The organism is Nonomuraea sp. WAC 01424 (assembly GCF_003947315.1).
GTDB classification, from domain to species: Bacteria; Actinomycetota; Actinomycetes; order Streptosporangiales; family Streptosporangiaceae; genus Nonomuraea; species Nonomuraea spiralis.
The window spans coordinates 57,033-68,516 of record NZ_QHHZ01000019.1 but is presented as its reverse complement, the minus strand read 5'-3'; the positions used below and the strand labels follow the sequence as shown (position 1 = coordinate 68,516).

At 71.6% G+C, this 11,484-nt stretch carries 10 protein-coding genes and 1 pseudogene; 8 read left to right on the top strand and 3 right to left on the bottom strand.

Features of this window, described 5'->3' with window-relative positions; genetic code table 11:
* The 7 genes from DMB42_RS41910 (at position 1) to DMB42_RS41880 (ending at position 8,857) form a co-directional block, all read left to right on the top strand.
* A complete protein-coding gene (locus DMB42_RS41910) occupies positions 1 to 1,320 on the top strand; it encodes a serine hydrolase (protein WP_125644853.1) in 1,320 nt (439 codons plus the stop codon).
* A complete protein-coding gene (locus tag DMB42_RS41905) occupies positions 1,313 to 2,167 on the top strand; it encodes a serine hydrolase (protein ID WP_125644851.1) in 855 nt (284 codons plus the stop codon). The genes DMB42_RS41910 and DMB42_RS41905 overlap by 8 nt, the downstream gene beginning before the upstream one ends.
* 29 nt (positions 2,168 to 2,196) lie before the next feature.
* Positions 2,197 to 3,780 carry a CdaR family transcriptional regulator gene (locus DMB42_RS41900; protein WP_260478252.1) on the top strand — a complete coding sequence of 528 codons (1,584 nt, stop codon included), beginning with the start codon at positions 2,197 to 2,199 and terminating at the stop codon, positions 3,778 to 3,780.
* A 96-nt stretch (positions 3,781 to 3,876) separates the two neighbouring features.
* Positions 3,877 to 5,454, top strand: a complete 1,578-nt coding sequence (locus DMB42_RS41895; RefSeq protein WP_260478251.1) for an ABC transporter substrate-binding protein — start codon at positions 3,877 to 3,879, stop codon at positions 5,452 to 5,454.
* Positions 5,455 to 6,384 carry an ABC transporter permease gene (locus DMB42_RS41890; RefSeq protein ID WP_185845144.1) on the top strand — a complete coding sequence of 310 codons (930 nt, stop codon included), beginning with the start codon at positions 5,455 to 5,457 and terminating at the stop codon, positions 6,382 to 6,384.
* Complete coding sequence (locus DMB42_RS41885; RefSeq protein ID WP_125644846.1) at positions 6,384 to 8,183, top strand: dipeptide/oligopeptide/nickel ABC transporter permease/ATP-binding protein; 1,800 nt, start codon at positions 6,384 to 6,386, stop codon at positions 8,181 to 8,183. Before DMB42_RS41890 ends, DMB42_RS41885 begins: the two co-directional genes overlap by 1 nt.
* Entirely contained in the window at positions 8,183 to 8,857 is a 675-nt protein-coding gene (locus tag DMB42_RS41880; protein ID WP_125644844.1) for an ABC transporter ATP-binding protein, read from the top strand. The genes DMB42_RS41885 and DMB42_RS41880 overlap by 1 nt, the downstream gene beginning before the upstream one ends.
* Here the strand turns inward: DMB42_RS41880 and DMB42_RS41875 are convergent.
* From DMB42_RS41875 to DMB42_RS41865, 3 genes are all read right to left on the bottom strand, one after another.
* On the bottom strand, positions 8,803 to 9,603 hold the full coding sequence (locus DMB42_RS41875) for a GNAT family N-acetyltransferase (protein ID WP_125644842.1): 801 nt from the start codon (positions 9,601 to 9,603) through the stop codon (positions 8,803 to 8,805). The genes DMB42_RS41880 and DMB42_RS41875 overlap by 55 nt on opposite strands.
* Positions 9,604 to 9,794: 191 nt before the next feature.
* Complete coding sequence (locus DMB42_RS41870; RefSeq protein ID WP_125644840.1) at positions 9,795 to 10,283, bottom strand: GNAT family N-acetyltransferase; 489 nt, start codon at positions 10,281 to 10,283, stop codon at positions 9,795 to 9,797.
* 156 nt (positions 10,284 to 10,439) lie between these two features.
* The gene (locus DMB42_RS41865) at positions 10,440 to 10,826 is read right to left on the bottom strand and encodes an RNA-binding S4 domain-containing protein (protein WP_260478273.1); all 387 of its coding nucleotides are present in this window, start codon (positions 10,824 to 10,826) and stop codon (positions 10,440 to 10,442) included.
* 380 nt (positions 10,827 to 11,206) lie between these two features.
* On the opposite strand from DMB42_RS41865, the pseudogene DMB42_RS41860 reads away from it, so the two are divergent.
* A pseudogene (locus tag DMB42_RS41860) lies at positions 11,207 to 11,368 on the top strand (RICIN domain-containing protein); the annotation flags it as partial.
* Positions 11,369 to 11,484 lie beyond the last annotated feature (116 nt).

Sequence of the window (11,484 nt, the reverse complement as noted above, 5' to 3'; positions counted from 1 at the left end):
ATGGATCTGCAGAAACGCCTCGACGAAGCGGCCGCGGCCCACGACGTGCCCGGCGCCGCCATCGCGGTATGGACCGATGGCCGGCTGCACGAGGCGGCCACGGGCGTGGTCAACCGGGACACCGGCGTGGAGACCACCCCCGACAGCGTCTTCCAGGTCGGCTCCACCACCAAGGTGTGGACGGCCGCGCTGATCATGCAGCTGGCCGAGGAGGGCCTGCTCGACCTGGACGAGGAGATCGGGGCGTACCTGCCCGAGTTCGCCCTGTCCTACGACGCCGTGATCAGCGTCAGGCAGCTGCTGACGCACACCGGCGGCTTCGACGGCGACCTGTTCGAGGACACCGGGCGCGGCGACGACAGCCTCGACAGGTTCGTGGCCTACCTGCACGGCGCGGGCAAGGTGCACGAGCCGGGCGAGCTGTTCTCGTACTGCAACGCCGGCTACTGCGTGCTCGGCGCCATCGTGGCCAGGCTGCGCGGCACGACCTGGGAACAGGCCATGCGGGAGCACCTGCTGGCGCCGCTCGGCGCCACCCACGCGGCGCTGCTGGCCGAGGAGGCCGTGCTGTTCCGCGCGGCGGCCGGGCACATCGGGCCGGGCAACGACGTCTACGCCCAGTGGCAGATGCCCCGCTCCAACGCGCCCGCCGGGGCCACCCTGTGCCTGGCCCCGCGCGAGCTGGTGCGCTTCGGCCGCATGTTCGCCGCGGGCGGCCTGGCCGAGGACGGCACCAGGGTGTTGTCGGCGGAGAGCGTCGCCGCGATGCGCACCCCGCAGACCGCGGTGCCGGGCGTGCCCGGCCTGATGGCCGCCAACTGGGGGCTCGGCTTCGAGCTGTTCACCTGGGGCGCCTACGGGCACGACGGCGGGACCCCGGGCCAGAGCACGTTCTGGCGGGTGGCCGACGACGGCTCGTACGCGATCGCGATGAGCGTGAACGGCGGCAACTTCATCGGCGTCATGAACGACCTGCTCCTGCCGCTGCTCAGGGAGGGCGGGCTGGCGGCCCCCGACCTGCCCGCCCCGCCGGAGCAGCCGCGGGCCGTGGACCCCGCGCCGTACACCGGCCGGTACGAGGGGCCCCAGCTGGCCTACGAGGTCTCGCCGGCGGGCGGCGGCGTCGAGGTCACCCTGATCCCCGGCGCGTTCATGGCCAGCATGGGCCAGCAGGGCACCACCGCCAGGTACGTCCACCTCGCCGAGGACACCTTCATCGCCGAGCAGCCCGAGGAGGGCAGGCACGACACCGTCACGTTCGTCGTGCGGGACGGGATCGCCACGCACCTGCACAACGGCCGCGCGGTCCCACGTGTTTGAGCGGGACGCGCAAAAGGTCTTCGCGGCGGCGGGCGTGCGCGGCTTCGTGCACGCCCGCGACGTGGACGGCGAGGCCGAGACCGGGCTCGACCCGGACGCCCCGGTCGTCCTGGCCTCGGTGTTCAAGCTGCCGATCCTGCTGGAGTACGCCAGGCAGGCCGCGGCGGGCGAGGTGGACCGCACCGAACGGCTCACCGTCACCGAGGCGGACAAGGACGGCGGCATCGGCACCTCGGGCTGCGCCGACGACGTGTCGCTGACGCTGCGCGACCTGGCCCACTTCATGATGTCGATGAGCGACAACGCGGCCACCGACGTGCTGCTGCGCCGGGTGGGGCTCGACCGCGTCAACGCCACGCTGGAGCACCTCGGGCTCAGGCGCACCCGCCTGATCGGCGGCTGCGCGACGCTGTTCGAGTCCGTGATCGAGGAGCTGGGCACCATCGACGTGGCCGGCATCCCCGAGGAGCGGATCAGGGCGCTGGCCGTACGCGATCCGCAACGGACCACCGCGGGCACGCCCCGCGAGATCACCACCCTGCTCGGCCTCGTCTGGCGCGACGAGGCGGGCCCCGCCGAGGCGTGCGCGGAGGTGCGCGACATCATGAGCAGGCAGATCTGGCCCCACCGCCTCTCCTCGGGCTTCCCGGACGAGGTGCGGGTGTCGGCCAAGACCGGCACCCTGTGGGGCGTGCGCAACGAGGCGGGCGTCGTGGAGTACCCCGACGGCGGGCGGTACGCCGTCGCGGTGTTCCTGCACGGCGACAACCTGGCCTTCCGCATGCCCGCCGCGGACGCCGCCATCGGTGAGGCCGCCCGTCTCGCCGTCGAACACCTACGCGACTGATGACGGTCTACGTCGACTATCGTGAGCGGATGAACAGCCGTCCGCGCACCAGCCTGGAGCGGATCCTGTTCGACCTGGGCAGCACGGTCCTCGACGTGGCCGCCTCGCCCGGTGCCCTCGACATGGAGGTCACCGGGGTGCACATCTACGACCCGCTCGACGAGCTCCACGTGCCGCCGGGCGGGCTGCTGCTGGCCGCCGGCGTGCAGGGCGCCACCGCGATCTGCGACCTGCTCGACGCAGCCCGCGAGGCCAGCGGCATCGTCGTCAAGCTACCCGTCGACGTCGACGAGCAGGTGCGCAGCAAGGTCCTGGAGACCGGAGTCGCCGTACTCGGGCTGACCAGGGCCGCCTCCTGGTCGCAGGTCGCCGCGCTGCTGCGCTCCCTCCTCGCCGAGGGCGACCTGACCATGCCGGAGAAGGGGCCGCAGGGCGATCTGTTCGCGCTGGCCAACGCCGTCTGCGCGTTGCTCGACGCGCCCGTCACCATCGAGGACAGATCGACCCGGGTCCTGGCCTTCTCCGGCAGGCAGGACGAAGCCGACCCCGGCCGGGTCGAGACCGTGCTCGGCCGCCAGGTGCCCGAGCGTTTCCAGCGCATGCTCGACGAGCGCGGCTTCTTCAAGAAGCTCTACCAGAGCCGCGACCCGATCTACATCGAGCTCGACGGCGACAGCATCAACCGGGCGGCCGTGGCCGTCCGGATCGGGGACGAGATCCTCGGCTCCATCTGGGTCGCCGTGCGCGAGCCGCTCACCCCGCAGCGCGAGCGCGCCCTGGCCGACGCGGCCAAGATCGTCGCGCTGCAGCTGCTACGCGAGCGCGCCGGCGCCGACACCCAGCGGCGGCTGCGCGCCGACCTGCTGTCCACGGTCCTGGCCGGCGGTTCCGACGCGGCCGACGCCGCGGGCCGGCTGGGCATCGCCACCGAGCGCCTGTGCGTGCTCGCCGCCCAGCTCGCCGACGGCGACGCGGCCGACCCGGCGCGCTCCGAGAGCGACCGGCAACGTTTCTGCGACGCCCTGGCGCTGCACGTCGGCGCCATCCATCCCAAGGCGGCCGCCGCGATGATCGGCTCGGTCGCCTACGCCGTCCTGCCGCTGAGCTCGGGCGGCGACGAGGAGAGGCGTGCCGTGCGCGTCGCCGAGTCCTTCCTGGCCAGGGTCGGGCCGCGGCACGCGGCCAACATCGGGGTCGGCCGGCTGGCCGCCAACCTCTCCCAGGTCGCGCGGGCCCGCGCCGACGCCGACCGGGCGCTGCGCGTGCTGCGCGCCCGCGGCCTGGCCGGCCAGGTCGCCGGGTACACGGCCGTGCACTTCGAGTCGCTGCTGCTCCAGGTCTCCGACGTGGTCGCCGCCGAGGAGCAGGTGCCCACCGGCCCGTACGAGCGGCTGCTCGCGCACGACGCCGAGGACGGCAGCGAGCTGGTGGCCACCCTGCGGGCCTACCTCGACGCGTTCGGCGACGTCAACGCCGCCTGCGCGAAGGTCCACGTGCACGCCAACACCTTCCGCTACCGGCTCAAACGGCTCACCGAGATCAGCGGGCTCGACCTGTCCGATCCCGACGCGCGACTCACGGTGATGTTGCAGATGCGGATCTTCGGACGCTAGCACGAGGTCGTCCGCGCTTTTTGTGAAGGGCGACGAAGAAGGTCGGGCCGAGAGGGACGAATGTGGGTCACCACCCCACGCTCTCCTGGAGTCGCCATGAAGAAGACAGCGGTGCTCACCGCCTTGGCCCTGCTAGCGGCCGCCTGCGGCAGCGGCGGAGGTACGGCGGGCAGCACGGGCAAGCCTGTCACGGGCGGCACGTTCACCGCCGCCGTCACCGCCGACCCCGGGTTGCTCGACCCCGCCATGGGCGTGCTCTCGGTCACCAACAAGGTCCTGTCGGTGGCCTACGACACCCTGGTCTCCACCTCGGCGGACGGCAAGACCGTCCCCGCCCTGGCCGAGAAGTGGGACGTCAAGCCCGACAGCGTGACCTTCACCCTGCGCAAGGACGTCACCTGCTCGGACGGCTCCAAGCTCACCCCGTCCGACGTCGCCGAGAACGTCAACCACATCGCCGACCCCGCCACCAAGTCGCCCATCTACGGGGTGCTCGTACCGGCGGGCATGAAGGCCGAGGCCGACGAGGCCGCCGGCACCGTGACCCTGTCGACGCCCGAGCCGTTCAGCTTCATCCTGGAGAGCTCACGGGTGCTGTTCATCGTCTGCGGCAAGGCCGTCAAGGACCGCTCGCTCCTCGCGCGCGGCACCTCCGGGACCGGCCCGTACCAGCTCACCGAGGCCGTTCCCGGCGACCACTACACCTTCAAGGTGCGCCGGGAGTACACCTGGGGCCCCGAGGGTGGCACCGCCAAGGACATCCCCGAGACCTTCGTGCTCAAGGTGGTGCCGAACGAGCAGACCGCGGCCAACCTGCTGCTCGCCGGCTCGCTCAACGCCGCCACCTTCTTCGGCCCGGACCGCACCCGCCTGGAGGCCAACCCCGCCCTCGGCAAGATCATCGAGTCGGAGGGCAACGGCCAGTTCTTCTACCACCAGGGCGACGACAGACCCGGCCACGATCCCGCCGTGCGCAAGGCGCTGACCCAGGCGCTCGACATGAAGGAGCTGGGCGGCATCGCCTCGGGCGGCACCGGCAAGCCGGCCACCGGGCTCGTGGCGCAGCCCCGCCCGTGCCAGGGCGACACCGTCACCGGTCACGTGCCGGCCTTCGACACGGCGGCCGCCACCGCCGCCCTGGACGCGGCCGGCTGGAAGATCGGCGCCGAGGGCGTCAGGGAGAAGGACGGCAAGAAACTCTCCCTGCGCCTCATGTACGGCACCACCAGGGGCCCCGGCATCGTGGCCGCCGCCGAGTACATGGCGGCGGCGTGGAAGAAGATCGGTGTCGACGTGAAGCTCAACGGCGTCATCGACACCAAGCTGTCGGAGTCGCTCAACGCCACCCAGGACTGGGACGTCGTCTGGCTGCCCATCGGCGTCACCCTGCCCTCGCAGCTGGTCGGCTTCCTGTCCGGCCCCGCCGCCCCCAAGGGCGCCAACTTCGCCCACCTGAAGAACGCCGAGTACGAGGGACTGGTCGCCGAGGCCGCCAAGCTGACCGGCGCCGAGAGCTGCGCCAAGTGGGAGAAGTCGGAGTCGGCCCTGTTCGACGCCGCCGACCTGGTGCCCGTGGTGGAGGTCAACACGCTGACCGCCACCAAGGGCGCCACCTTCCGGACGATTGCCGGCCTCTTCCTGCCCTCGACGATCCGCCTCACCCAGGGAGGCTGAGTGAGCGTACGGCGCCTCGTGCGCTTCGTCGTGTCGCTGGCGGTGCTGCTCGTGGCCTCGTTCGCGATGATCCATCTCATCCCCGGCGACCCGGTGCGGGCCTCGCTCGGCCCGGCCGCGCCGATCGAGCTGGTCAACGCCCGCAAGCAGTTGCTCGGGCTGGACAAGTCGCTGCCCGAGCAGTTCGCCGCCTACGTCGGGCACATCTTCACCGGCGACTTCGGCACCTCGTTCCTGACGGGCGAGCCGGTCGGCGAGGTCATCGCCGCCCGGCTGCCCAACACGCTGAGCCTGGCGCTGCTGGCCACCGTGGTGGCGCTGCTGCTGGCCGTACCGCTCGGCATGTGGGCGGCCATCCGCACGGAGAACGGCCGGAACCGGGGCACCGAGATCACCTTCAGCTCGGTCACCGGCACCGCCGTCGCCGTCCCGGAGTTCCTCTACTCCATCGCGCTGGTGGCGACCCTCTCGATCGGGCTCGGCCTGTTCCCGCCGGCCGGCAAGGAGGGGGCGATGTCGTACGTCCTGCCGGTGGCCGCGCTGGCGATCGGCCCGGTCGCGATGATCGCCCGCATCTCCCGGGTGGAGACCCTGCGCGAGCTCGCCACCGACTATGTGCGGCTGGCCCGGTCGAAACGGCTGCCCGCCGCCCGCCTGCACCTGCGGCACGTACTGCCCAACACGCTGACCGCGACGCTGACCGCGGGCGGGCTGCTGCTCACCTCGCTGATCGCCGGCAGCGTGCTCGTGGAGTACGTCTTCGCCTGGCCGGGGCTCGGCCTGAAGATCGTCGAGTCGATCACGCAGAAGGACTATCCCGTCGCCCAGGGCGTCATCCTCGTCTACGGCGCGATCGTGCTCGTCGTGAACCTCGCCGTCGATCTGATCCTGGGCGCGCTCGACCCCACCTCCAAGATCAAGGAAAACTGATGCGTTTGCGCACCCCGGCCGCCGTCGCCGGAGCCGTGCTGGTCACGCTCATGGTGGTCCTGGCCGTCGTCGGCCCGCCGATCTGGGGCGCGGCGGCGGAGAAGATCGACGCGGGCGCCATCCTGCAAGGCGCCTCGGCCGCCCATCCGCTCGGCACCGACAACCTGGGACGCGACCTGCTGGCCAGGGTCCTGGTCGCGGGCCGTTTCTCTCTCCTGCTCGCGCTGGCGGCCACGCTCTTCGGCGCGGCCGTCGGCGCCGTGCTCGGCGCGCTGCCCTCGGTGCTGCCGGTACGCGGCGCCCGCTTCGTCACCGGCGCCGTCAACGCGCTCGTCGCCTTCCCCGGCCTGCTGCTGGCCATGTTCACCGCAGTGGTCACCGGGCTCGGGGCCAAGGGCGCGGTGCTCGGCATCGGCGTGGCCATCGCCCCGGGCTTCGCCCGGTTCACCCAGACGCTGGCCGCGACCGTCGCGGGCGCCGACTACGTCGCGGCCGCCCGGATGCTCGGCGTGCCGCGCATGCGCATCCTGACCAGACACGTGCTGCCCAACATCGCCGAGCCGCTCATCCTCAACCTCAGCCAGGCGCTCGGCGGCGCGTTGCTGGGCCTGGCCGGGATGTCGTTCCTGGGGCTCGGCGTGCAGCCGCCCGCCTTCGACTGGGGGCGGCTGCTGTTCGACGGGTTCGGCCGCATCTACGTCACGCCCGAGGTGGCGCTGGGGCCCGCCCTGGCGGTCGCGCTGGCCGGCATCGGCTTCAACCTGCTGGGGGACGCGCTGGCCAAGGCCGCCTCCCGCACCGCCGTGCACGCGCGCGAGGCCAGGCCCGCCGCGCCGCCCGCCCCCGGCGAGCCGGCCCCGGAGGCGGTTCTGGAGGTCAAGGACCTGACGGTGACCTTCCCCGGCGGCGTCACGCCGGTGCGCGGGGTGTCGCTGACCGTCGGGCCCGGGCAGATCGCCGGGCTGGTCGGGGAGTCGGGCAGCGGCAAGAGCCTCACCGCCGCCGCGATCGGCGGGCTGGTGCCCTACCCGGGCGTGGTGACGGCGGGCAGGCTGGCGCTGGCCGGCCAGGAGATCTCCGAGATGTCGCCCAAGGAGCTCGGAACCGCGCTCGCCATGGTCTTCCAGGACCCGATGGCCTCGCTCAATCCCGCGCTGAAGGTCGGCGGCCAACTGGCCGAGGTCGCGATCGTGCACCAGGGCGCCGGCAAGGCGGAGGCCCACCAGCGCGCCGTCGACCGGCTCGGCCACGTACGCCTGCCCGCGCCCGAACGAGTGGCGCGCCGGCACCCGCACGAGCTGTCCGGCGGTATGCGGCAGCGCGCCGTCATCGCCATGGGCCTGATGGGCACCCCCAGGCTGCTCATCGCCGACGAGCCCACCACCGCGCTCGACGTGACGGTGCAGCGGCAGATACTCAAGCTGCTGCGCGAGGTCACCGACGAGACCGGTGCGGCAGCCCTGTTCATCTCCCACGACATCGCCGTCGTCGGCGAGCTGTGTGACGTGGTCGTCGTCATGTACGCCGGCCGCGTCGTCGAGCACCTGCCGGTTGAACGGCTGGCCACCGGAGCCGCGCACCCCTACACGCGGGCGCTCATCGACTCGCTGCCCGACATGGAGACCGACAGGTCGCTGCCGTTGGCCAGCATCCCCGGACGCCAGCCCGCCCCCTCCGACGTGGGCGACGGCTGCGCCTTCGCCGCCCGCTGCGAGCTCGCCACGGCCCGCTGCGCCGGCGAGCGTCCCCCATTGACGTCGTACGGCAAGGCGCACCAGGTCGCCTGCTGGGAGGTCTGATGATCATCGAGAACCTGACGGTGCGGTTCGGCTCGTTCACCGCCGTCGACGACATCACCCTCGAAGTGCCGAGCGGCTCCATCGTCGGGCTGGTCGGCGAGTCGGGGTCGGGCAAGTCGTCGGTGGCCAGGGCGGTGAGCGGCCTGGTGCCGCACACCGGCACCATCACCGGCGCCAGCCGCGTCCAGATGGTCTTCCAGGACCCCTATGCCTCGCTCGATCCCCGGATGCGGGTCGGGGCGTCCATCGCCGAGGGCAGCGGCAAGGAGGCGGTCGAACATCTGCTGTCGCTCGTCTCCCTGCCGCCCGAGGTGGCCCAGCGCTACCCGCGCGAGCTGTCGGGCGGCATGCGGCAGCGCGTGGCCATCGCCAGGGCGCTGGTCGCCCAGCCGGACCTGCTGGTCGCCGACGAGATCACCAGCGCGCTGGACGTGTCCGTCCAGGGCTCGGTGCTGAACCTCGTACGCAGGCTCCGCGACGAGCTGGGGCTGTCGATGTTGTTCATCTCGCACAACCTGGCCGTGGTGCGCTACGTCTCCGACGTGGTGGCGGTGCTGCACCACGGGCGCATCGTCGAGCTGGGGCCGACGGAGGAAGTGGTCGGCGCCCCCGCCCACGACTACACCCGGTCGCTGCTGGAGGCCGTGCCCAGGCTGGGCCGCTCCACCACGTAGAACGCCTTGTCGTGGAAGGCGGTCACCGCGCCGCCTTCCACGAGCAGGCCGCCCAGGACCTCGCGTACGGCCAGCCGCCACGCCTTGGCGGCTCCGGGATCCGTGACGCGCATCGTCTCGATGTCCTCCGGCAGCGCCACGAGCAGGGTGGGGGCGTCACTGTGGAACACCACCGGACGTCCGTCCTCGTCGGCCAGGCCGACCTCGGCGTCCGCCGGGAGGGGCCGCCGGCAGGGCTCACCCTGTACGAGAGCCGCCACGTGCGGCGCCGACAGCGGCCAGGAGGCCAGCACCCGGTCGGAGTCTCCGCCCTGGTTGATGGCGTCGGCCATGACGCCGTAGAAGCTCGGCAGGTACTCCACGGGCCGGGCGCCCAGCTTGGCCAGGTTGAAGTGGGCGTTCCGGCGCACCAGCGGATCGTAGGTCCAGGTGATGCGGCCGACGCCGCGCTCCAGCGCCCAGCGGCGCTGGTGCAGTTTCAGCTGCAAGCCGGTGCCGTGGCCGCTCACCGCGCCGGTGATGTGGGAGTGCAGCGTGTTGCCCGCCCCGAAGAAGCCGACGGAGGCGCCCACCAGGCGGCCCGCGTCGTCGAACGCGCCGCCCACATAGTTACCCGCGTGCGACATCGCCCGCATCAGCTCGACCGAGATCGGCCGGCTCTCCGGGTCGAAGTGCCAGATCTCGTCGAACAGGCCACTGGCCTGCTCGAACTCCGCGATCTCGTGGAGTTCCCTGATCGCGATCAACGTGCCAGCCCTCCGAACGCTCAAGTGTCACGGCGACGCTACGACACGGCGCGGCGCCCCCGAATCGTGCTGGACACCAAAGAGCATCCGGGGCTTCGTGGGATCAGACAGCGATCGGCTCAAGCTCGTTGAGCGGTGTGCGGTGCCCGCAGTGCGTCCGGGCGCGGTTCCGGGCGCGTTCCGGGAACCCGTCAAAGAGCGCGGTGCATGATGTGCAGTCCGACATAGCCCTTCACCGGGCTCCGGAAGCCCTCCGGCACGGTGCCGAGCACCTCGAATCCGAGTCTCCGGTACAACCGGACCGCCGTCTCGTTGGTCTCCACGACCGCGTTGAACTGCATCGAGCGGAAACCCGCCGCGCGGGCCCACTCGACCGTGTATTCGCACAGCGCGCGGCCCACACCGCGTCCGGAATGGGCTGGATCGACCATGTAGCTGGCGCTCGCGACGTGCGAGCCGTTGCCCATCTGGTTGTTGTTCATCTTCGCGGTGCCGAGGATCACACCACCGTCGTCAACCGCCACGACCGTACGGTTCGGGGCGGGCAGCAACCACCAGCCGCGACCCTCTTCCTTACCGAGATCGAGCGGATAGGTGAAGGTCTCACCGGCGGTGACGATCTCGCGGAAGAACGGCCAGATGGCCGACCAGTCGTCCACGGTGGCTTCCCTGATCAGCATCCGCCTAATATACCGGCGGCACCGAACATCCACCGGTGGCCGTTCTCCCCTGTGCCGGTCCCGTGTGCCTTCGTGCGACCAAGCCCAGGCGAAGCGCCTCCGCCCACTGCGCCTTCCGCCGCCGGAGGTGGCCGACGTTCGGTGTGGCGCGCCCGGCTACTCCGGGCGCGGCCGGCGCCTGTCCCCCTCCGCCTCAGGACGTCCGAGCAGCCTGTCGATGCTGCGGCGTTCGCGCTTGGTGGGACGGCCCGCGCCACGAGCCCGGACGGCCACCGTCACCGTCTCCTCCCGAGGAGGGGGCGGAGGGCTCTTGTCGACGTAGCACTCGGCGGCCACGGCGGCCCCGACACGCTTGGTGATGGCGCGGGAGACGACCACGACGCGTTCGCGCCCCTCATGCCGCAGCCGGATCTCGTCTCCGACCCGTACGGCGTGCGCCGGCTTGACCCGCACCCCGTTGACCCGTACATGACCGCCCCGGCAGGCATCGGACGCGATCGAACGCGTCTTGGTGAGGCGTACCGACCAGATCCAGCTGTCCACTCGCACACTCGGCTGCTCACCTGCCACCCCGACACTGTACTGAGAACGCCGCGCCCAGCAGAAGCCGATCATGGTCATCGCGCCCGAGTACCCCCTCACGAGTACCGGCGCGAAGTCTCCATTGGCGCACAACCAGCCGCGGACTCCCTGCTCGGGATGCCGCCCACCAAGATCAAAATTCAGCGGCACCCCCTGCCGGGCGGCCTTCGCCAAACGGTTCCTCAACGCATGCTCAACATCTCCTGCCGCATGCTCGACCTCCATCCCCGCACCAAGGGAGCAGGTCATGCGAAGAGCGATCAAATGTCTCGTCTTCGCGGCCGGGCTGGTGTCGTTCCTGGTGGTGAACGGCGGCGCCGCGAACCTGGAACGGAGGCGCGAACCAGCGATGGGACCTCGAACACCCTTGGGGACCGGGATGGGTGAGGTTCCGCCTGCACGGCACGAGCAAGTGCCTCAACGTCAACGGCGGCATCGCCCGGGGCCACAACGTGATCCTCTGGACCTGCAACGACCAGGTCAATGAACGCTGGACGAACTAGGACAGACCACAGCACCCGGTGCCGGGCACCGCCTCGACATAGGCCGCGCCCGGCGCCTCGAAGTCGATCACCCCGCCCTGTCCGTAGCCGGGCCACGGCTCCGGCCGCGAGCATGG